This window comes from Paraburkholderia sp. BGA-UO-ETr-F12 (assembly GCF_059567945.1).
In genome coordinates, this window is the sequence record NZ_JCAQOZ010000024.1 from 269,066 (window position 1) to 290,875 (window position 21,810).

The following is a 21,810-nucleotide window of genomic DNA, read 5'->3' on the forward strand; positions in this document are numbered from 1 at the left end:
TGCTCGAGGTTGCCGTAATTGCACTTTGCGAGGGATCGCGACGGCGGCGAAGCTGAGCGTCCAGACCGACCGTCCGCTGGTTGTGGCGGACTTTAACAAAGAGACCGTAATGAACGAAACGATTCTTCGCGTGACGGGCATGACCTGCACAAGTTGCGCACAGCATGTCAAGGAAGCGCTGATGGGAGTGCCGGGCGTGAGCCAGGCCTCTGTCACTTACCCGCAAGGTGTCGCCCGTGTTGCGAGCCGCACCGCGGCGCTTGACCCGTCGGAGCTGGTGGCCGCCGTCTCGGCGATCGGTTATGGTGCCGCGCACGAAGAGCGGGCGGAACCCTTCGTGCGTGAAGCAGAACGGCCCGGGCTGCTCGACAAAGCGTTGAACTGGCTGGGTGGCAGCGCGAAAGCCGAGGCAGATGGCGGCACGCTGCACGTTGCGGTCATTGGCAGCGGCGGAGCGGCCATGGCGGCTGCACTGAAGGCGGCCGAGAGCGGCGCCCGCGTCACGCTCATCGAGCGCGGCACCATTGGCGGCACGTGCGTGAACATCGGCTGCGTGCCCTCCAAGATCATGATTCGGGCCGCGCACATTGCTCACCTTCGCCGGGAAAGTCCGTTCGACGCGGGACTGTCCGCCGCAGCGCCCACGGTTCTGCGCGACCGGCTGCTCGCGCAGCAGCAAGGTCGGGTGGACGAACTGCGGCACGCCAAGTACGAGGGCATTCTGGAAGGCAACCCGGCCATCCGCCTCGTGCATGGCACCGCCCGGTTCAAGGACAGTCGCACCCTCGCCGTGGAACTGGCTGAAGGCGGCACTCGCGAAATCGCTTTTGACCGTTGCCTGATCGCCATCGGCGCGAGCGCGGCGATTCCACCGATTCCAGGTCTGAAGGAGGCGCCGTACTGGACCTCGACCGAGGCGCTGGCAAGCGGCGTCATCCCCAAACGGCTTGCCGTGATTGGCTCGTCAGTGGTGGCCGTCGAGCTGGCGCAGGCCTTCGCCCGCCTGGGCAGCCGCGTCACGATCCTGGCGCGCAGTACGCTGTTTTTTCGCGAAGATCCCGCCATTGGTGACGCCGTGACGGCGGCCTTTCGCGCGGAAGGCATCGAGGTGCTGGAACAGACACAGGCGAGCCAGGTGTCGCACGGCGATGGCGAGTTCGTGCTCGCCACCAACCACGGCGAGGTGCGGGCCGATCAACTGCTCGTCGCCACCGGACGTTCGCCCAACACCCGAGGGCTGAATCTGGCACATGCGGGTATCAGGTTCGATGAGCGCGGTGCGATCGTGATCGACCAGCGCATGCGCACCAGTTCGCCGGACATCTACGCCGCGGGAGACTGCACTGACCAGCCGCAGTTTGTTTATGTGGCAGCGGCCGCAGGCACCCGCGCGGCGATCAACATGACGGGCGGCGACGCGACGCTTAACCTCGATGTCATGCCGGCCGTGGTGTTCACCGATCCGCAGGTGGCCACCGTCGGGTACAGCGAGGCGGAAGCCCACCATGCCGGCATCGAAACCGACAGCCGCACGCTGACGCTGGACAACGTCCCGCGCGCGCTGGCCAACTTCGATACGCGGGGCTTCATCAAGCTGGTCGCCGAGGCAAGCACGGGCCGTTTGCTGGGCGTCCAGGCGGTGACGCCGGAAGCCGGCGAAATCATCCAGACTGCCGTGATCGCGATCCGGGCTCGGATGACTGTTCAGGACCTCGCCGACCAGCTCTTCCCGTACCTCACGATGGTCGAAGGCCTGAAGCTCGCCGCGCAGACCTTCGTCAAGGACGTGAAGCAGCTGTCCTGCTGTGCCGGCTGATCGGTCCAAGGCATGGAACAAGCACAAACCGCCCCGCGCCAGTCCACGGCGCGGCTGGCTGGCGGGCGGTTACGCAGGGGCGGCGTTGCGGTTCGTGCCACGGACGTTCAATTGTTGCGACGACGCATTGGGGAACCATGAAAGCCACGACCTATATCTCCGCAGTTGCGGAACGCCTGTCACCGGTCAATCGGCCCGAGGGTTTTCCGGAGCTTTTTGTTGCACTGCTGCGTGAGCTCGCCATAGGAAGCCCCGTTTTACCCGATGCGCTCGCGGCCGAGCTAGGCTGGCCGGCCGAGCGAGTCGCGGCGGTGCTCGAACAGGCCCCCAGCACCGAATGGGACAACGACGGCAACATCATCGGCTATGGCCTTACGCTGCGCGAAACCCCCCATGTGTTCGAGATCGGCGGCCAGCGTCTCTACACCTGGTGTGCACTCGACGCACTGATGTTTCCGGCGTTGCTCGGCAAGCGCGCTCGCGTGGTCTCGCGCTGCCACGCGACGGGTGAGCAGATAACCCTCACGGTGGCGCCGGACGGCCTGCATCAGCTCGAACCGGCCGGTGCGGTTGTGTCGCTGGTGCGACCGGACGCGTCGCCCGACATTCGCTGCGCCTTCTGCTGCCACGTTCACTTCTTCGCAAGTGCCGCTGCTGCAGCCGATTGGGTCGCGCAGCACGAAGGCGCCGAGGTGGTGAGCGTCGGGGACGCGTTTCGGCTCGGACAAGCCCTCGCTCGACAGTTCTCACCGGACCGCCACGCGAAACCGACGTGACGCGCTGCCTGGAAACAGTGCACGCAATCGTTAACCCTTCACAATTGCCGGTCCCAAAGGCTCTCCTATGTGGAAAATTGCCATTGCGCTCACCACGGTCGTTCTCACCTGTTGCCAATGCAGCCAGGCCCGCTCCGCAGTGCACACGCAAGAAGCGGCATCACCGCACCCGGTGAACGCCCCGACGACCGAACATCGGCCGGCTCCGTCTTTGACGGGCGCTCGTCTCTGGCCATCGGTGCTGTCGGATGCGTCCGGCACGATCACGATGCAGCGACGCAACTCGCTCGAGAGCTTGATCCCGTACCTTGGTACGCACATACAATGAATCGTGATCCGGTGGTCCCGTGGGCAGTCGCTTGCAGTATGCCCCCGCCAACCAGGACCTCAACGTACCCGCCGGCGGGCAGCAAAGTCGGCACCCCGGATCTGGCGCGCCTGGTACGCTGCCCCCGAGCTCGGGCTGTCCCGCAAACGAAGATCGATTTCGCAAGATCAGAGTCGGGGGGGACGTTCGACGACGGAAGACCATCGTGGGGGCTGACTGGCACCACCGAAAATGCTGGAAATGCTGGTTATCCATCAGCGCCAAACACTGTCTACGGAGCATCATATGTCCTTTATCTCACGGGTAGCCGACAAGGCCGGCGTGACAGGCACCATCGTCTCGGCGATGGGCTGCGCGATGTGCTTTCCCGCGCTCGCGAGCCTCGGCGCGGCGATCGGCCTGGGTTTCTTGAACCAGTACGAAGGTCTGCTGGTCAGCACGCTGCTGCCGCTGTTTGCGGGCATCGCGCTGCTGGCCAACGCGCTTGGCTGGTTGAGCCACCGGCAACGACGGCGAACTGTGCTGGGCATGCTCGGCCCCGCGCTCGTGCTGATTGCCCGCTATCCGCTGTGGCACTTCAGCTTGCATAACGAAGTGCTGTACGCCGGACTTGCGATCATGGTTGCGGTGTCGGTTTGGGACATTGCGTCCCCGGCAAACCGTGTTTGCGAGACCGACCGGGCCTGTGCGTCAGGTGCTGGCAACCGCTCGAAGTGTTGAGCGGACACGCGCGAGTCTGACATCCCCACGCCATCATGGACCGCTTCGACAGTATGACCGCCTTCGTCAAGGTGGTGGAGTGCGGCACCTTCAGCGGCGCGGCACGACGCCTCGATCTGGCGCCGGCCATAATCACGCGGCGCATCCAGGACCTGGAATCCAGGCTGGGCATCCGGCTCTTCAACCGCTCGACCCGCCGGGTGAGTCTGACCGAGGTGGGCCGGGCGTTTTACGAGCGCTGTACGCGCATTCTCGCCGACCTGGAGGAAACCGAACAGGCCGCCAGCGAGCAGCAGGCGACTGTGCGCGGCGTATTGCACGTCAACGCGTCACTGTCGTTCGGGATGCTGCACCTGGCGCCTGCGATCGCCCGTTTCACCGCCTGCTATCCCGAGGTTTCCGTCGAACTCACCCTCACAGATCGCGTGGTCGATCTGATCGAAGAGGGATTTGATCTCGCCGTGCGTGCCGAACCATTGCCCGATTCGGGGCTCGTCGCGCGACGGCTCGTGCCGTGCCGTTCCGTGGTGTGTGCGGCACCGGGTTACCTTGCCGAGCGAGGCGTTCCTCGAACGCCAGCAGAGCTAACGGCGCACAACTGCCTCACGCTCAGCACCTCGCCGGATTCCGCCGACTGGATTTTTATTGGCGCCAACGGAACCGCGCAGCGGATTCGCGTGGCCGGGAATCTGCGCGCGAACAGCTCAGGCGCGCTGGTCGCAGCGGCGATCGAAGGGCAAGGACTGATTCTGGAGCAGACCTGTACCGTCGGCGAGGAGCTGAAGGCGGGCCGGCTGGTTGCCGTGCTAACCGACTACATGCTGCCCGAGGCGGCCATTCGCGCGGTCTTCCCCCACCGGCTGCTTCTGTCTGGCAAGGTCCGCACATTTGTCGACTTCCTGGCCGCCCGCTTCGGTCACGATCCGGATTGGGACGACTGGCGTCGCGGGATGTCACCACAACGTGCGGCCGAAGCACCGTGTGATTGCGTCACCGGAGATTGAGCCTGGCCTGTGCCGGTAAGCCCGGCACAGCGGCACCGACCGCCGGCCCAGGCGCCCAGCTTTGAGATAGACGACTATGTACCATGTATCCCGCCTTTGCAGCATGCGGCGGTTTGACGGCCGGGCGATCCGGTATGTGAAGAGGAGGCCACGACCATGTGGAAGCTGTTGAAGCAATTTGGCGGGATAGTCGGTGCCGGCGTGGCTGCCGCCTGCTGTCTGGGGATACCGGCGGTCCTCGCGGCGATGGGGGCGGTAGGCTTGGGATTTCTGGTGCGGGACGCTTACCTGTTCCCGCTTTTCGCTGGCTTCGGGGCGGTGAGCCTGTGGTTTCTGTTCCGCTCGGCGCGCGGTCACGCCTTTTTGGCGCCCTTCTGGCTGGGTCTCGCCGGGGCCATCGTCGGCATGGCGGGACTGTGGCTGCTCGTGACCGGCCTGTATCCGATGACTGCCCTGGTCTACGCGGGACTGGCCGTGCTCGTCGCCGGCAGCGTCTGGGATGCTCTGAGGGGACGCAAAGCCAAGGCATGTGCAACGGAGCCCGCCTGCGAGGCTCCACAGGCGAGCCAGCCAGCCGACCCCATCCGGCGGATTGCCACCGGTGCGGCCCTCAGCGTGACGGCGGCAGCCGCCCTGTATGGCATGTACAAATCGGTCGAGATGTTTTCGCCAGCCGCGCAGGCAAGCGCGGGGGGCGGGACCGAGAAATGCTTTGGTGTGGCGCTGGCCGGCAAAAACGATTGCTCGACCGCCAGGCATGCTTGCAACAGCCAGGCCACGGTCGATCATGCGCCCGATGATTTCAAGTTCGTCCCCAACGGAACCTGCCTGAAAATCGGCGGGAAGCTTAGCTAGGGTCCCCCCAACCGGCGTGGAACGAGGAAACCTGCGAGACGACCCAACACCGCGGCTGCTTCCTCGTTCCAGATGTCCTGCCGGAAGCCTTCAATCCACGTTTGTCCGCGCCGCTGCGCTCGCGCAGAGCAGTGGAACCGGTCGTACTTGCGAGATTATTCGCGCTGTTCTTGATGGAACCGGCATCGGCGAGAGCCGAGCGCCAGGTGCACAGGCGTCTTGCGCCCCAATCGATCGATAAACGTTTTGAAAGCAGGTTATGCAAAAGCGGAAGGATGCATGGCAGTGCAAAGTGTTCTGCGCGACGGCCTTTATCGCGCTCGCGATTGCTTCGGCAACCGCAAATGCGGACCAGTACGGCGTACAGCTCGCGGGCGGCGTCGCAGATCACGGATTAAAAAAGGCGGATCTTGGCGTGGACTGGGACCCGGGTTTGAGATGGTGGGAAGTCGCCGGATATCACTTCACGGTGATCGGCGAAGCGCACATCTCGTACTGGGACATCCAGGAGGATCATGCCACGCACCCAAACATCTGGGAATTCGGATTCACGCCTGTGTTCCGCTTCATCAGCGGTTCGGGGCGGGTCCGTCCGTATGTCGAGGCCGGCGTCGGTGTACGGCTGCTTTCACATGTGCGTGAGACCTGGAACCGCACTTTCTCATCGGCGTTCGAGTTCGCTGATATGGTTGGAGTTGGCGCGCAGATTGGTGCGCACCAGAATTACCAAGCAGGTTTCCAGTTCCAGCATCTATCGAATGCGGGTCTCAAACATCCGAATCCGGGCATCAATTTCAGCCAGATCTATCTGCAATACAACTTCTGACGAAATCTTCGAGAACAGTTTTCGCAGTTGTCGAACGTGACCGTGTTACCTGCCACGCCGCTTCGAACTTGGCGTTCATGTAGTCGCGGCCCATTCGTGCCTGGCAGAACGCGTAGGCGCCGCCACTGGAGCGGCGGCTGTGGCCGGGGTATGAGCAAGGTAAGCGTAAATTCCTATCATAAGACTTTTGGTTATGAAAACGTGCTGGATCATTTCGACTTGACCTGGTAACATTGGATTTTTCTTGCGCTAATCTGAGCGGCCCTCTGCGATCAGGATGACTCGCATGGCTACCATCGAGCGCACTGCCTATCCGCGTTTTCCCAAGGTCCTTGCCACAAGGGACCTGCAAACCTGCTACACGCCGCAGCCCGACGAACTTGAATGGGCGCGCCGTTCGACGCGGGGTGAACGACCTCGGCTGGGCCTGCTGGTGCTGCTCAAGATCTTCCAGCAGATGCATCATTTCCCGGCGCTGGACAGCGTTCCGACCGCGGTCGTCGAGCACGTGCGGGCTGCGGCAGATATTGGTTCCGCGGTTCAGTTCGGCTACGACACGCAGTCGTCGCCGACGCTGTTCCGACATTACCTGACAATTCGTGAATACCTCGGCGTGAAGCCCTATTACGGGACCGATGCCAATGTAATCGCGACACGTGCGGCGCACACCGCGGCCCTGTCGATGGACCAGCCCGTCGACATCATCAATGCCACGATTGATGAACTCATCGCGCAGGGCATTGAACTACCGGCGTTCTCGACGCTGGACCGGATCACGGAGCAGATCCATGCGAAGACCCAGACGCGGCTGTTCCGGCGTGTTGCCCGGCGCCTCACCGACGAGCAGAAGCGTGCTCTCGATTGGCTCCTCGCGCGGGATCTGGTGAGCCGCCAGAGCGCCTACAACCGCATCAAGCGCCATGCGAAACGCCCGTCGCGCCAGCATCTCGATCTGCTAATCGACCAGATCACCTGGCTTGATGAACTCGGCGACTTTACTAACGCCATCGCCGGTATTCCCGCGTCGAAATTGCGCTCGCTGGCCACTCAGGCCATGAGCCTGGACGCGGCGAATCTGAAAAAGGACACCCTGCCCGAGAAGCGCTACACGCTGATCGTGGCATTGCTCAACCGCATGCGGGTTCGCGCCCGTGACGATCTCGCCGACATGTTCGTGCGCCGCATGGGGGCGATTCACAAACGGGCGAGCGAAGAACTGGAGGTGATCCAGCGCCGGCAGCGCACGCAGGTGGAAGACCTCGTGGTTCTGCTCGACGGTGTGGTCGACATCCTCGCCGATCAATCCGATGAGACAATCATCGCGCAGTCGATCCGCAAATGGCTCGCGCCCAAGGGCGACCTCGAACCATTGCGCGAGAGCTGTGCGGCAGTGCGTGCAGTCAGCGGCGGCAATTACCTGCCTTTGCTATGGAAACATTTCCGCGCGCATCGCTCGGTCATCCTGCGTCTTGCCCGTACGCTTGAGTGGGACTCGACCAGCCCAGTGCGAACGCTGCTCGATGCACTTGATGTGGTCCTGGAAAACGAAACACGGCATCGGGAATGGATCGATGTCAACGTTGACGTGAGCTTTGCGGCGCCGCGCTGGCGCAAGCTCATACGGCGCTCGCACGGTGATGGCGCGCCGACCAACCGGCGCTATCTCGAACTATGCGTCTTCTCGTACATGGCCGAGGAACTACGCGTCGGTGACCTGTGCGTGTCCGGTTCGGATGCGTATGCCGACTATAGGGCTCACCTGCTCTCGTGGCGGGAATGCGAGCAGCGATTGCCCGATTATTGCGCGAAGGTCGGATTGCCCGAGAATGGACAGGACTTCGTTGCCCAACTGCGGCAGTGGCTCAGCGAGACAGCGCGCAAGCTGGATGACGACTTTCCGCACAAACGCGAACACGTCACGATCGGTCAGAACGAAGAGCCGATCCTGCGCAAAACCGTGGCCCGCGAAATTCCGGCCAGCGCGATCGCGCTACAGGAGCGACTCAACGCGCGGCTGCCGACCCGCAACGTGCTGGACATACTTGCCAACATCGAACACTGGACGCATTTCACGCGGCACTTCGGACCACTTTCCGGTATCGATCCGCAGATCCGCAAGGCGGCCGAGCGGTATCTGCTGACGATTTTCGCGATGGGCTGCAATCTCGGCCCGACCCAGGCTGCCCGCCACCTCGACACCGATGTGACGGCGCAAATGCTGTCGTTCGTCAACCGACGGCACATGAGCCTCGATAAGCTCGAAACCGCGCAGCGCGAACTGATCGAACTGTACCTGCGGCTCGATCTACCAAAGCACTGGGGTGATGGCAAGACGGTCGCTGCGGATGGTACCCAGTACGATTTCTACGACAACAACCTGCTGGCTGGGTATCACTTCCGCTATCGAAAGATGGGCGCGGTGGCGTACCGGCACGTCGCCGACAACTACATCGCGGTGTTCAGGCATTTCATCCCGCCCGGCGTGTGGGAAGCTATCTACGTAATCGAGGGACTGCTCAAGGCTGGCCTGTCAGTCAAGGCCGACACGGTCCATGCCGATACGCAGGGCCAGTCGGCCGCCGTGTTTGCCTTCACGCATCTGCTCGGGATCAAGCTGATGCCGCGGATCCGCAACTGGAAGGATCTCGTGCTGTATCGGCCGGGCGACGATGCGAAATATAAGCACATCGACAAGCTCTTCACGGCGACCATCGACTGGGAACTGATCCAGCGCCACTGGCAGGAACTGATGCAGGTCGCGCTGTCGATCCAGGCAGGCACGATTTCGTCACCGTTGCTGTTGCGCCGTCTCGGTTCCGAAAGCAGGAAGAACCGGCTCTATCTCGCGGCGCGCGAACTCGGTAACGTCGTGCGCACGGTCTACCTGCTCGAATGGATCGGCAGTCGCGAACTGCGTCAGGAAGTGACCGCGAACACCAACAAGATCGAGTCGTATAACGGCTTCGCGAAGTGGCTGTCGTTCGGCGGCGACGTGATTGCCGAGAACGAGCCGGAAGAGCAGCAGAAACGGCTGCGCTACAATGATCTGATTGCATCGGCCGTGATCCTGCAGAACACGGCGGACATGATGCGCGCGCTGCGTGACATGGTGGCCGAAGGCGAGAAAATCCGCCCTGAGGACGTCGAATTCCTGAGCCCTTATCCGACGCATAACATTCGCCGGTTCGGGCGCTACCGGCTGCACTTGGATCGCGCGCCAGAGAGCTGGATCAACGATGTGCTGTTTGGTCAGGCGGCACGCCCTGGTGATGAGATGAGGTAACGACTGCATGAGCGCAAGAGCCGCGGTGACCGCGACGCCCTATGGTGAGGTGGACGCCGCCGCGCTGGAAGCACTGGAATCGGGCTACGACACGACGCGGCTACTGGACGCCGTGAGCACGCTCGATGAGGTGCGTATCAGCCTTTACGACCCGGAAGGCCTGCGGGACGATCTGTTGCACCTGCACAGCATCGCCCACACGCTCGTCAACGGCGCCGGGCTGACCATCGGCGCACAGGACGAGCCGTTCGTTGATCAGGTCTCGGACGTGATCGACCAAATCGACCAATACGTTGCCGATCTGCTGGCGATTCGCGACGTGCTGCAGCCTCTGGAGGCCCTTCGCCCTGATGACACGAATTGTCTCGACGGCCGCTGAGTTGCTCGCCGACGGGCACATCGCGGCGCTCCGGTCGTCCACCCAACCCACTTGCGGACATTCAAGCGTCGGTTACGCCGCTGACAGCGGACTTGGTACTCTCTTCCAAGTAAGTCGACGGCCTGCGCCAGAACATTATTCCACGGACATGTGGACCCGATGCTCTTGCATCGCTGATGCGCGTGAACAGCACCCTGTAGCCGGCGTCAATCAATGAGTGTCCGGTGGTTGGCCCAATTCATTTGACACCTGCGCGTCCAGAGCGATCTGCCTGCGAAGCGCTTCGAAGCGCTCCAGTACATTGTCTCCGAAAAGCGGATCGGGGCTAGCCGATACGGCCGCATCGACTGCAGCCCAGTCCTGTTCTGTCAGCACCCGCGCAGCGCGAGGCATCACGTCTCGCTCCTCAGTGGAAAGGTGGTGACGATAGTATATAAGATACGTGGCCGTGGCCGCCTCCAGAGCGGCGCGCGGGATTACAACATCTCCCGCGGCTTCATCGATGCGAATCAGGAGTTCATCGCCGGCCGTGGCAATCACGCGATGCTCCTGCAGAAGGCGGTTCACCACGATTTGAGTCCCGGGATCCCGTTCAGCAAGCCGCGCGTACGCAACATCCTCTCGCGGATGGTGAACACGATCGGAAAAATTCCGCATGTAGTAAAGGATATCTCCCATGAGAGCGTAATTCGGGCTTTCGCCCCGGTAGAGTTCAGCTACCTGTTCTTCCAGAATGTCGAGTAGCCGGGCGAAATTAATGTGCTCGGTGTGCCATACGGCAAGTGGGTCGGCCATGGCGTGCTCCATTGAATCGATCAAGTACACGATAGACCGTCTGGACGAAAGCGCAAATGCATTCCTCGTGGCGAGGTCGACAACGCCCAGCGCGATCAGTGCAATTGAAATACTACTGGTTGCAACCTGAGAAGGACTGACACAGGTCAATCCACTGCGGCATCAGTGCGCGGAGCTCCTGCAGGACCACACGACTGGAGCGTGACTCGCGTGCTACATGCACTTCGGCCGCGTACAAGGCAGCCGACACGACAGTACCGAAGGCAACTGTCCCATGGCAGCGCGTCGTTCCGCCGCAGTCGCATATGGCCGGAAGGGGTTGTCTTCTGCCTGACGCAACCTGTCTGTCCTGCGGCGCTACATTCCGCCGCGATTTGCATCGGGCAGTGTTCGGCCAACAAGGACCAGTTGGCGGCGTAGCTTCGAACTATCGCACCTCCGCCCGTTTCGGACATTCGGGTACCCACGCGGTCGCAACCGTCGGATGGTCTCTGAACCGGATTCAATCATTATACGATTTGTTGATCGTCAACGATTCCTTGTCCCACCGCAGGATGTTCCTGACTCTCTGGCTCGTGCACGCTGATCCAAAGCAAAAGATCTGTCCGTCGTTGGCGCAATTGATTGCGTCCGCCTGAGGATAGCCAACCTTGCACAAGGCGCCAGCGCAAACTTCTCAAGGAAGGTGCCTGGTAAGATGAGTCCCATCGACAGTGCCTGGCTCGGTACGCCGAAACGTGTTCGCTGTGGATCGCACTTCGACACCATTAAGGTTCCTGTCAATGCGCTCGTCAGAGTATGGAGGCTGATCGCAACCACTGCTTGAACTCAAGATACGCGACAATAAAACGAGATCGATAGGGTTCGGAATGCGCGAAATGTCGATTTGAAAACACTGCTTTCCGATAGATTCTCATCGTGGTGTGAACCCATTCGACAGTTGCCGGCAATCCGTCACGCGCGATGAGAAACTCGATACGTGAACGATCTTCAATTGGCTCACCTCGTGATTCACGTTGAATTGCCACCCCAGCCTTCCTGTACGATCACAATGCATCAATCAGATAATTCTGCGCGCAAGCATGGTGCGGATCTCCCCGATTGCTTTTGCCGGATTCAGTCCTTTGGGGCAAACATCCGTGCAGTTCAGGATCGTGCGACATCGGAACAGACGGTAGGGGTCATCGAGATTATCCAGCCGTGCGGCAGTTCCTTCGTCGCGGGAATCGACCAGAAAGCGATAAGCCTGTAGCAACCCTGCCGGACCGACGTATTTATCCGGGTTCCACCAGTACGAAGGGCACGCGCTCGAGCAACATGCGCACAGGATACATTCATAGAGACCGTCGAGTTGATCACGTTCCTCCGGCGACTGGAGCCGCTCTCGCTCGGGGGGCGGGGTATCGTTGATCAGGTACGGCATGATCGAATGGTACTGCTTGAAAAATGCGGTCATATCGACGATCAGATCGCGTACGACTGGTAAGCCGGGTAACGGTCGCAACACCGTGTGGCTGGGCAGATTGTTGAGATTGGTCGTGCAGGCGAGTCCGTTCTTGCCATTGATGTTCATAGCGTCAGAGCCGCATACTCCCTCACGACAGGAACGCCGGAAGCTGAGCGTCTCGTCCTGCGCTTTCAGGCGAATTAGTACATCCAGTAGCATCCGGTCATTCACCGTCACCTCTATCTTAAAGACCTGCGCATGAGGCGTGGCATCCGTATCTGGATCGTATCGGTAGATCTCGAATGTTCTTGTATCACTCACAACGTCTCTCCAATCAGGTGGCAGGCTGCGCAGCACCGGACGGTTGGCCGACGTTGCTGTTGCGTCGATCTGTTACTCGCCATAGCATGCTTAGACGGCTATCAGACATCGAGCGAACACCTCGCAGAAGTCATTGCATGCATCGTAATCCAGTTGCTGCCATCGTCAGCCCACACTGTGTGTCGGCTACCGCCGGAAAAAGGCGCGATATCGAAGAGCTCCGTGCTGTGATCGAAATGGTCCGCCTTGCTGCCGGCTCCCGTTTGACCGATAGCCAGATGAAGGTAGCTGCCGTGCGCTATCCGATACGTTAACGAACCGTCACCGGATCGCGGAACCCGACCACGAGTGACTGGCCGCGACGCACCATTAGCGTTCGACTAACTTGACGTCGTATCCGGCGTCAGCGAACGCAACCAGAAACTCTTCGGCAAACAGCCATGAGTCAACTTTTACGGTCCTCGCATCGACATCAACGTCGACCTTTGCATCTGGTTCGACTGTGCGCATGGCCCGGGTAAGGACAGCCGCATCGTTGTCCCCCTTCATCTGCCCGACTCTGAACATCATGTCCTGCTCCGTCAATCGGTGAATTCAGACGCTGCGTGACTGCCGTTCTGCCCCGTAGCAGTCAGCACCATGGTTCCCAGCCTTCCGGCAGAGAACACCCGTACCCGACGAATGCGAATGCCAGGGAAGCGTCTCTGGCACTCGCGGACTTCCAATGATCTGTTGCGATATGCTGTACATCATAACGTGATATATTGGGGAATACACCTGGATTTCAGGTGAATTTCGTTGCAATCCAGATTGAGCAGGCGCGTTAGCTGAGTCATTGATCTGCATCAATCCGACCATGCCATTAATGGCTTTTCATACTACGATGGGACGGGAGGATGGCGCAGCGTGCACGATTCAACCTCGACGCTGTCTGCCACTCGCGAAGGCATGTTGCGATTCCTCAGGGGCGCATATTTGGGAGACCATGTTGAGGATTACAGAACCTGTCACGGAACCGCGACCAACAGCCGATTTGGGTCTTTCCGTTCTGCGCCTGGGCTTCCGACCGTTCTATCTCAGCGGTGCACTTTTTGGCTTTATTGCAGTAGCGCTCTGGCTGATCGCGTTGCGTGGCTACCCGATCGCAGGCTCTTCGCCTGCCATGAATGGTGTGCTCTGGCACGCTCACGAAATGATCTTCGGCTTCATCGCCGCGATCGTGGTGGGATTTCTGCTTACTGCCGTGCGTGCCTGGACAACCCTCGAAACGCCACGAGGCGTAGCGCTCGCGGGACTGTGGCTTCTGTGGGTAGCGGGACGCGTGCTGGTCTGGACAGGCCCGGAACCCATCGCAGCCATCGTCGATTGCGCCTTCCTTCCGGTTGTCGCGATTGTGCTGTTACGGGTGCTGATCACGGCACGCAACCGTCACAACATTTTTCTGCCCGTGGCACTAGGACTCTTTGGTTTGCTGAACGTCTGTTTTCATTGGTGGGCGTGGCAGGAACGTCCCGACCTTGCAATACGGGCGTCTTACGCAGCAATCGGACTCGTGGTGATGTTCGTCACTGTCATTTCGGGCCGCGTGGTACCGATGTTTACCACGAACGCCATTCCCGGATTCCGGATGACGCGCTGGAAGGTGATCGAGAAACTCGCAGTGCCGACCGTCATATTGGCATTTGTTGCGGATGCAACAAATGCCGCGCCGTGGTTCATCGTGGCATGCGCCTGCGCCGCAGCGACTGTCCATGGAATCAGAATTGCCGGATGGCATTCGTGGCGAGTGGGGCCTCGGCCGATTCTCTGGATCCTGCATGTCGCCTATGCGTGGATTCCGATCGGTTTTGCGTTGCTTGCCCTGGCGGCCGCAGGCGCCGTCCCGCATTCGCTTGCGATTCATGCCCTGACGATCGGAGCGATAGGGTGCGCCATTATCGCGATGATTACCCGCACCGCGCTTGGACACACCGGGCGCCCGCTCGTTGCGGGACGAGCCGAGATAGCGAGTTACTGGCTGATGATCGCCGCGGCAATCGTGCGGGTTTTCGGCCCCTGGTTCGCCAGCGGCGCCACAGCCGTCTGGATCGACATAGCCGGCATATGCTGGTCTGTCACGTTGATCACCTACCTGGTCAAATATGTGCCCTTCCTGACGGCGTCCCGTATCGATGGCAAAGCAGGCTGACAGGTTATCACCGTGCTGAGTCAAATTAGGTGCGTGGCGAATTCCGAGGATTGTTGTTATGCAATGTGCATGAAGAGAGTGCCGGGCGTGGTCGAGAAAAATTGTCCCCGTTCCAGAGACCACAAGAATCCAGACGTAGGCTTTCCAGATTTCAATCTATCGGCGAGTGTCATGAAAACAATCAGAGTGCCCACAATTCTGGACAACCCGCGTAGACTTCGAGCATCGAGCGCCATGGAGTCGATCAGATGAGCCACTTTATCGATCGCCTGAAGTACTTCTCCACATCGAGGCCAACCTTCTCCGAAGGCCATGGGATGACAACCCATGAAGACCGTGGATGGGAGGACGCCTACCGGCAACGGTGGCAGCATGACAAGATCGCGCGCTCGACCCACGGCGTCAACTGCACAGGTTCGTGTTCGTGGAAGATTTATGTCAAAAGCGGCATCGTCACTTGGGAAACCCAGCAGACCGATTATCCCCGCACCCGTCCGGATATGCCGAATCACGAGCCGCGTGGCTGTGCCCGCGGTGCGTCCTATTCGTGGTATCTCTACAGCGCAAATCGCCTTAAATATCCGCTGATTCGCAGTGCACTGCTCAGGCAGTGGCGCGCCAAGCGCCTGACGCTCGCGCCGGTGGAAGCGTGGAGCGCGATCGTGGATGATCAGGAAGCCCGCGCCTCGTATATGCATCGCCGCGGACTGGGTGGCTTCGTTCGCTCAAGCTGGGATGAAGTGAACGAGATGATTGCGGCGGCAAACATCCACACCATCAAACGACACGGCCCGGACAGGATTATCGGGTTTTCACCAATACCCGCAATGTCGATGGTGTCCTACGCGGCAGGCAGTCGCTACCTGTCATTGATCGGCGGCGTCAGTCTGAGCTTCTACGACTGGTACTGCGACCTGCCGCCCGCGTCGCCGCAGACGTGGGGCGAACAGACCGACGTTCCCGAATCGGCCGACTGGTACAACTCCACTTTCATTATGTTGTGGGGGTCTAACGTGCCGCAAACGCGCACCCCCGACGCTCACTTCATGACCGAGGTACGCTATCGCGGCGCCAAGGTCGTATCGATCTTCCCCGATTATGCCGAGGGCGCGAAGTTTGGCGACATCTGGCTGCACCCCAAACAGGGCACGGACGCAGCGCTCGGTCTCGCGATGGGTCACGTCGTGCTGAAAGAGTTTCACGTCGCCGGCAGGAGCGCGTATTTCTCCGACTACTGCCGGCGTTATACCGACATGCCGCTGCTCGTGCGCATCGTCAAACAGGGCGAACACTATGTGCCCGAACGACTCCTGAGAGCAGACGAGCTCGATGATGTGTCCGGCCAGGGGAACAACGCCGCCTGGAAAACTGTCGCGTTCGACGAATTGAGTGGCAAGCTTGTCACACCAATCGGATCTATCGGCTTTCGCTGGGGGCAGAAGGAAGGTGGCGACGCCGGCAAATGGAATCTGAAAGAAGAGGATGTCCACGGCAATCCGATCCGTCCGGTCATGTCGTTCGTGGAGAAGCACGACGAGACGATCGACGTGGCCTTCCCCTATTTCGGCAATGTCGAACACACTCACTTCACTCATACCGGTCATGCGGGCGTATTGCCGCGCCGTATTGGCGTACGCAAAATCGCCACCCGCGCCGGTGAAATTCTGGTTGCGACAGTTTACGACCTGTTCCTTGCCAACTATGGCGTGGACCAGGGACTCGGCGGCCCGAACGTCGCGGCCGATTTCGACGATGACATTCCGTACACGCCCGCGTGGCAGGAGAAAATTACCGGCGTCAAACGGCACGAAGTCATCGCCGTTGCGCGCGAATTCGCCGATAACGCCCAAAAGACCGAAGGCAAGTCGATGGTGATCGTCGGCGCCGGCTTGAACCACTGGTTCAATATGGACATGAGCTACCGCTCGATCATCAACCTGCTCGTCATGTGCGGCTGCGTCGGCAAATCCGGCGGCGGCTGGTCTCACTATGTCGGCCAGGAAAAGCTCCGGCCGCAAACCGGCTGGCTGCCGCTGGCATTCGCGACCGATTGGTACAGGCCGGCGCGCGTCATGAACGGCACGTCGTTTTTCTATGCGCATACCGATCAATGGCGCTACGAAACGATGAAAGTCACCGAACTGCTATCGCCGCTCGCCGATGGCAGCGGGTTCGCCGACAGCCCGATCGACTACAACGTCCGTGCCGAACGGATGGGCTGGCTGCCGTCCGCGCCACAGTTCAGGACCAATCCGCTCGAACTCGGCCGGGCATCGGTCGGCTCCGACCCCGCCGCTTATGTCGCGAAGGGTCTGAAGGACGGCTCGCTTGAGATGTCGTGCGTCGATCCCGACGCAGCGGAAAATTTTCCGAGAAACCTGTTTGTCTGGCGCTCGAACCTGCTCGGTTCGTCGGGTAAGGGACATGAGTATTTCCTCAAACATCTGCTCGGCGCCGAGCATGGCGTGCAGGGAAAAGATCTGGGCGCAGGCGCCGGCATCCTGCCCAAAGAGGTGAAGTGGCACGAGAAAGCGCCTGAGGGCAAGCTCGATCTCGTCGTCACGCTCGACTTCAGAATGTCCACCACCTGCCTGTATTCGGACATCGTGCTGCCGACCGCCACCTGGTACGAGAAGGACGATATGAACACGTCCGACATGCACCCCTTCATCCACCCGCTGTCGGCGGCCGTCGACCCAGCGTGGCAATCCAGAAGCGACTGGGAAATCTATAAAGGCATCGCGCAAAAGTTCTCTGAACTGGCCGAAGGCCATCTCGGCGTGGAGCGCGACATCGTGATGTCGCCGCTCCAACACGACAGCGCCGGCGAAATCGCCCAGACCGACGGCATTGCCGACTGGGGTCACGACGAGTGCGATCCGGTTCCCGGAAAAACGATGGGAAGCATTGCGGTGGTCGAACGGGACTATCCGAATACCTGGCGCAAGTTTACCTCGCTCGGACCGCTGCTCGACTCGCTCGGCAACGGCGGTAAAGGCATTACGTGGCAAACCGGCGAGGAAATCGAACAGCTTCGAGAATTGAATTACCCGGTTACCGACGCGGGCGTTTCGCACGGGCGACCGCAGATTCTTTCGGCGATCAATGCGGCCGAAGTGATTCTGTCGCTCGCCCCGGAAACCAACGGTGCCGTCGCGACCAAAGCATGGCAAGCCTTGTCGGCGCTCACGGGCACCGATCACACGCATCTCTCTCGCGCTCGCGAGGACGAAAAAATCCGGTTCCGGGATATTCAGGCGCAGCCGCGCAAGATCATCTCGTCGCCGACATGGAGCGGGATCGAATCCGAACACGTGTCCTATAGCGCCAGCTACACGAATGTGCATGAGCTGATTCCCTGGCGCACCCTGTCCGGACGCCAACAGCTGTATCAGGACCACGCGTGGATGCGCGACTTTGGCGAGTCGCTCTGTGTCTACAAGCCGCCGATCGATACACGCAGCACCACCGGCATGGCCGGCAGCCGCTCAAACGGAAACGCGGAAATCGCGCTGAATTTCCTGACCCCTCATCAGAAGTGGGGCATTCACAGCACCTACACCGACAACCTGTTGATGCTGACGCTGTCGCGCGGCGGCCCGATCGTCTGGATCTCCGAGATCGATGCCAGAAAGATTGGCGTGGTCGATAACGACTGGATCGAGGCGTTCAATCTGAACGGTGCACTGACCGCTCGCGCCGTGGTCAGCCAGCGCATTCCGGTGGGTGCCGTGATGATGTATCACGCGCAGGAAAAGATTATCAATACACCGGGCTCCGAAGTCTCCGGGGTCCGTGGAATTCACAATTCCGTCACGCGCGTCATGCCGAAACCAACCCACATGATCGGTGGCTATGCGCAGCTCTCGTACGGTTTCAACTATTACGGCACGGTCGGCTCCAATCGCGACGAATTTGTGATCGTCCGCAAGATGCAAATAATCGACTGGAAGGATGAGTCGACGCCCGCGTCGGTGCTGTCGGCGGCCGAAGCCGCGCGTCATCAGCACACACTCGCCCACGGCGCGCCGACACTTGCGATGGCCGATGATGAGACTGGAGAGAAGCCATGAAAATCCGCGCGCAGATCGGTATGGTGATGAATCTGGATAAATGCATCGGCTGCCATACCTGCTCCGTCACCTGCAAGAACGTCTGGACTTCGCGCGAGGGCATGGAGTACGCGTGGTTCAACAATGTCGAAACGAAACCCGGCGTCGGCTATCCGAAGGACTGGGAAAACCAGGATCGCTGGAACGGCGGCTGGAAGCGCAAGACGAATGGCAAGATCGAGCTTCGTGCGGGTAGCAAGTGGCGTGTGCTCGCCAATATTTTCGGCAACCCGAACCTGCCGGAGATCGACGACTACTACGAGCCGTTCACGTTTGATTATGCGCATCTGCACGATGCACCCGACGTCAAGGTCGGGCCGGTCGCCCGACCGCGTTCGCTGATTACCGGCGAACGTCTGGAGAAAATCCAGTGGGGCCCGAACTGGGAAGAAATTCTCGGTGGGGAATTCGAAAAGCGTAAGCAGGACTACAACTTCGATCAGGTGCAGACCGACATCTTTGGTGAGTTCGAGAACACCTTCATGATGTACCTGCCGCGCCTCTGCGAGCACTGCCTGAATCCCGCGTGCGTGGCCTCCTGCCCCTCCGGCGCTATCTACAAACGGGAGGAAGACGGCATCGTTCTGATCGACCAGGACAAGTGCCGCGGCTGGCGGATGTGCGTGTCCGGGTGTCCTTACAAGAAGATCTATTACAACTGGCAAAGCGGCAAGTCGGAGAAGTGCATTTTCTGCTATCCGCGTATCGAGGCGGGCCAGCCGACGGTGTGCTCGGAAACCTGCGTCGGCCGGATACGCTATCTCGGCGTTCTACTGTACGACGCCGACCGGATCGAGGAAGCCGCATCGGTCAAGGACCCACAGGATCTGTACGAAGCGCAACTGTCGATCTTCCTGGATCCGAACGACCCGGCCGTGCGTGAACAGGCGGCTCGCGACGGCGTACCGGAGAACTGGCTCGAAGCGGCGCGCCATTCACCGGTGTACAAGATGGCGATGGAGTGGAAGATCGCTTTCCCGCTTCACCCCGAATACCGCACCTTGCCGATGGTCTGGTACGTCCCGCCGCTGTCGCCGATCAACTCGGCCACCAACGACGGCCGGCTTGGCATGAAGGGCTTGCTGCCTGACGTCGATTCGCTGCGCATCCCGCTGCGCTATCTGGCCAATCTGCTCACAGCCGGTCGCGAAGCGCCGGTTCGGCTTGCCCTCAAGCGAATGCTGGCGATGCGGGCGTTCATGCGCGAGCGTCATGTCGAACGTCGCGAGAGCCCGGAATTGCTCAGCGAAGTCGATCTGAGCAGCGCGCAAGTCGACGAGATGTATCGGTATCTGGCGATTGCCAATTACGAAGATCGATTCGTGATCCCGACCGCTCACCGCGAATATGCCGAAGATGCCTTCGACCTGCGCGCATCATGTGGCTTCTCGTTCGGCAACGGCTGTTCCGACGGCACCACGGAAACCAGCCTGTTCGGCGGACGCAAGGGCATCAACAAGACACGCAAGACAATCCCAATTCGCGCGGCGGGTGAATAAATGGAAGACAACCTTCTGATTTTCAGCATGTTGGGCGCGCTGCTGGACTATCCCGATCAAACACTGATCGTAGCGCTCGACGAGATTCGCGCCGCGCTGGCCGGGCATGCCGGCTTGCCGTCGGACACGCGCGCGGCCTTGATCGATCTGGTCGACCGATTGTCGGCGCGGCCGCTGCTGGATCTGCAGGAAGACTACGTCGAAATCTTCGACCGTGGCCGGGCCACTTCGCTCTATCTGTTTGAACACGTTCACGGCGAGTCGCGCGAACGTGGGCAGGCAATGGTGGATCTGCTCGCCATGTACGAAGCGAAGGATCTGTATCTCGGCGCCGGTGAATTACCCGACTACCTGCCGGTTTTCCTCGAGTTTCTGTCTCATGAAACGCCCGCGCAAGCGCACGCGCTGCTTGGCGAAATTGCCGATATCAACCGGCAGATTGCGACCAGTCTGGCTGAGCGCGGAACACCGTATTTCGCAGCCGTTGCGGCATTGTTGCCACTCGCCGGCGAGCCGCCGCTGGCGAACGCGAATACGACCGTGTGCGACACCACCATGACGCGCGAGGTCGACGGCGAAGCGCTCGATCGCGAGTGGCAGGAGGAGCCGGTGAGCTTCCTGGGTGCGCAAGCGCCTTTATCCAGGGAGCCCCAGCCAATCCAGTTTTATGACAAAAGACCGTCACGTTAACCAGAAACGGCGGACTTCCATGCTCACATTCCGCGCATTAGAGAACAGGATCCCGGCTGGAGAAACCTCATGAGTCAGCACTTCGTCAACGCACTGCTGTTTGGCATCTATCCGTACGTGTGTCTCGCGATCTGGTTGCTCGGCAGCCTGATCCGTTTCGATCGCGAGCAGTACACCTGGAAGAGCGATTCGTCGCAACTGCTCAGACGCCGTCAACTGCGCCTTGGAAGCAATCTGTTCCACGTCGGCGTATTGATTGTGATCGGCGGCCACTTCGCAGGATTCCTTGCGCCTCACTGGATGGTGTCGCCATTCCTGAACGCCTCCCAGCATCAATGGCTTGCGGTGATGGCGGGCGGCATCGCGGGTATCGTCGCGATCGTCGGACTGTCGATCCTGCTGTACCGACGCCTGTCCGATCCGCGCATTCGCATCAATAGCGCCCATGCGGACATCCTGGTGCTGGCGATACTGTGGTTACAACTGGCACTCGGGCTGGCCACCATTCCACTGTCTTTGGCTCATATGGACGGCGCGATGTTCGAAATTCTGAGCGACTACGTGAAAGGCGTCGTCACGTTTCAACCAGGTGCCGCCGATCTCATCATCCAGGCACCGCTCGTCTACAAAGTCCATATCGCGCTCGGCTTTACGATTTTCCTCATTTCCCCGTTCACCCGCCTCGTCCATATCTGGAGTGGCATGGCCACGCTGGGTTTCCTGGTTCGGCCTCACCAGATCGTCCGTAAGCGCTAACTCGAGGAATTTCCC

At 60.5% G+C, this 21,810-nt stretch carries 16 protein-coding genes; 13 read left to right on the forward strand and 3 right to left on the reverse strand.

The window, feature by feature from the left end; translation table 11 throughout:
* The first annotated feature begins 109 nt into the window (after positions 1-109).
* The 8 genes from merA to tnpC all read left to right on the forward strand — a co-directional run bounded on the left by merA (position 110) and on the right by tnpC (position 9,987).
* The gene (gene merA, locus AC57B6_RS10485; RefSeq protein WP_496421251.1) at positions 110-1,816 is read left to right on the forward strand and encodes a mercury(II) reductase; all 1,707 of its coding nucleotides are present in this window, start codon (positions 110-112) and stop codon (positions 1,814-1,816) included.
* A gap of 137 nt (positions 1,817-1,953) precedes the next feature.
* Positions 1,954-2,592, forward strand: a complete 639-nt coding sequence (merB, locus tag AC57B6_RS10490; RefSeq protein WP_496421252.1) for an organomercurial lyase MerB — start codon at positions 1,954-1,956, stop codon at positions 2,590-2,592.
* Between the two features lie 613 nt (positions 2,593-3,205).
* Entirely contained in the window at positions 3,206-3,640 is a 435-nt protein-coding gene (gene merC, locus AC57B6_RS10495; RefSeq protein ID WP_496421253.1) for an organomercurial transporter MerC, read from the forward strand.
* Between the two features lie 35 nt (positions 3,641-3,675).
* On the forward strand, positions 3,676-4,644 hold the full coding sequence (locus AC57B6_RS10500; RefSeq protein ID WP_496421254.1) for a LysR family transcriptional regulator: 969 nt from the start codon (positions 3,676-3,678) through the stop codon (positions 4,642-4,644).
* Between the two features lie 156 nt (positions 4,645-4,800).
* Positions 4,801-5,499: a BufA1 family periplasmic bufferin-type metallophore gene (bufA1, locus tag AC57B6_RS10505; RefSeq protein ID WP_496421255.1), complete on the forward strand. Its 699-nt coding sequence runs from the start codon at positions 4,801-4,803 to the stop codon at positions 5,497-5,499.
* 259 nt (positions 5,500-5,758) lie between these two features.
* Positions 5,759-6,325, forward strand: a complete 567-nt coding sequence (locus AC57B6_RS10510) for an acyloxyacyl hydrolase (protein ID WP_496421256.1) — start codon at positions 5,759-5,761, stop codon at positions 6,323-6,325.
* Between the two features lie 286 nt (positions 6,326-6,611).
* Positions 6,612-9,608 (forward strand): Tn3 family transposase, encoded by a 2,997-nt coding sequence (locus tag AC57B6_RS10515; protein ID WP_183804545.1) that lies wholly within the window; start codon positions 6,612-6,614, stop codon positions 9,606-9,608.
* 7 nt (positions 9,609-9,615) lie between these two features.
* Positions 9,616-9,987: a Tn3 family transposase post-transcriptional regulator TnpC gene (gene tnpC, locus AC57B6_RS10520; RefSeq protein ID WP_035483074.1), complete on the forward strand. Its 372-nt coding sequence runs from the start codon at positions 9,616-9,618 to the stop codon at positions 9,985-9,987.
* A gap of 210 nt (positions 9,988-10,197) precedes the next feature.
* Here tnpC and AC57B6_RS10525 read toward each other — a convergent pair whose 3' ends face one another.
* From AC57B6_RS10525 to AC57B6_RS10535, 3 genes are all read right to left on the reverse strand, one after another.
* Complete coding sequence (locus AC57B6_RS10525) at positions 10,198-10,782, reverse strand: hemerythrin domain-containing protein (RefSeq protein ID WP_035483076.1); 585 nt, start codon at positions 10,780-10,782, stop codon at positions 10,198-10,200.
* Positions 10,783-11,842: 1,060 nt separating this feature from the next.
* Complete coding sequence (locus AC57B6_RS10530; RefSeq protein WP_035483077.1) at positions 11,843-12,550, reverse strand: succinate dehydrogenase iron-sulfur subunit; 708 nt, start codon at positions 12,548-12,550, stop codon at positions 11,843-11,845.
* A gap of 369 nt (positions 12,551-12,919) precedes the next feature.
* A complete protein-coding gene (locus tag AC57B6_RS10535) occupies positions 12,920-13,120 on the reverse strand; it encodes a heavy-metal-associated domain-containing protein (RefSeq protein WP_028229409.1) in 201 nt (66 codons plus the stop codon).
* 415 nt (positions 13,121-13,535) lie between these two features.
* Between AC57B6_RS10535 and AC57B6_RS10540 the strand changes: the two genes are divergently transcribed.
* From AC57B6_RS10540 to narI, 5 genes are all read left to right on the forward strand, one after another.
* Complete coding sequence (locus AC57B6_RS10540; RefSeq protein ID WP_035483081.1) at positions 13,536-14,738, forward strand: NnrS family protein; 1,203 nt, start codon at positions 13,536-13,538, stop codon at positions 14,736-14,738.
* Between the two features lie 248 nt (positions 14,739-14,986).
* Positions 14,987-18,811 carry a nitrate reductase subunit alpha gene (locus AC57B6_RS10545; RefSeq protein ID WP_183804547.1) on the forward strand — a complete coding sequence of 1,275 codons (3,825 nt, stop codon included), beginning with the start codon at positions 14,987-14,989 and terminating at the stop codon, positions 18,809-18,811.
* A complete protein-coding gene (gene narH / locus AC57B6_RS10550) occupies positions 18,808-20,349 on the forward strand; it encodes a nitrate reductase subunit beta (protein ID WP_183804549.1) in 1,542 nt (513 codons plus the stop codon). The genes AC57B6_RS10545 and narH overlap by 4 nt, the downstream gene beginning before the upstream one ends.
* Positions 20,350-21,039 carry a nitrate reductase molybdenum cofactor assembly chaperone gene (gene narJ, locus AC57B6_RS10555; RefSeq protein WP_035479269.1) on the forward strand — a complete coding sequence of 230 codons (690 nt, stop codon included), beginning with the start codon at positions 20,350-20,352 and terminating at the stop codon, positions 21,037-21,039.
* A gap of 69 nt (positions 21,040-21,108) precedes the next feature.
* Positions 21,109-21,795, forward strand: coding sequence for a respiratory nitrate reductase subunit gamma (gene narI, locus AC57B6_RS10560; RefSeq protein ID WP_035479270.1), 687 nt, complete (start codon positions 21,109-21,111; stop codon positions 21,793-21,795).
* The last annotated feature ends 15 nt before the right edge of the window (positions 21,796-21,810 follow it).

Coding starts and splice junctions, on each gene's coding strand:
- merA (WP_496421251.1), top strand. CDS start 110: ATGAACGAAACGATTCTTCGCGTGACGGGCATGACCTGCACAAGTTGC.
- merB (WP_496421252.1), top strand. CDS start 1,954: ATGAAAGCCACGACCTATATCTCCGCAGTTGCGGAACGCCTGTCACCG.
- merC (WP_496421253.1), top strand. CDS start 3,206: ATGTCCTTTATCTCACGGGTAGCCGACAAGGCCGGCGTGACAGGCACC.
- AC57B6_RS10500 (WP_496421254.1), top strand. CDS start 3,676: ATGGACCGCTTCGACAGTATGACCGCCTTCGTCAAGGTGGTGGAGTGC.
- bufA1 (WP_496421255.1), top strand. CDS start 4,801: ATGTGGAAGCTGTTGAAGCAATTTGGCGGGATAGTCGGTGCCGGCGTG.
- AC57B6_RS10510 (WP_496421256.1), top strand. CDS start 5,759: ATGCAAAAGCGGAAGGATGCATGGCAGTGCAAAGTGTTCTGCGCGACG.
- AC57B6_RS10515 (WP_183804545.1), top strand. CDS start 6,612: ATGGCTACCATCGAGCGCACTGCCTATCCGCGTTTTCCCAAGGTCCTT.
- tnpC (WP_035483074.1), top strand. CDS start 9,616: ATGAGCGCAAGAGCCGCGGTGACCGCGACGCCCTATGGTGAGGTGGAC.
- AC57B6_RS10525 (WP_035483076.1), bottom strand. CDS start 10,782: ATGGCCGACCCACTTGCCGTATGGCACACCGAGCACATTAATTTCGCC.
- AC57B6_RS10535 (WP_028229409.1), bottom strand. CDS start 13,120: ATGATGTTCAGAGTCGGGCAGATGAAGGGGGACAACGATGCGGCTGTC.
- AC57B6_RS10540 (WP_035483081.1), top strand. CDS start 13,536: ATGTTGAGGATTACAGAACCTGTCACGGAACCGCGACCAACAGCCGAT.
- AC57B6_RS10545 (WP_183804547.1), top strand. CDS start 14,987: ATGAGCCACTTTATCGATCGCCTGAAGTACTTCTCCACATCGAGGCCA.
- narH (WP_183804549.1), top strand. CDS start 18,808: ATGAAAATCCGCGCGCAGATCGGTATGGTGATGAATCTGGATAAATGC.
- narJ (WP_035479269.1), top strand. CDS start 20,350: ATGGAAGACAACCTTCTGATTTTCAGCATGTTGGGCGCGCTGCTGGAC.
- narI (WP_035479270.1), top strand. CDS start 21,109: ATGAGTCAGCACTTCGTCAACGCACTGCTGTTTGGCATCTATCCGTAC.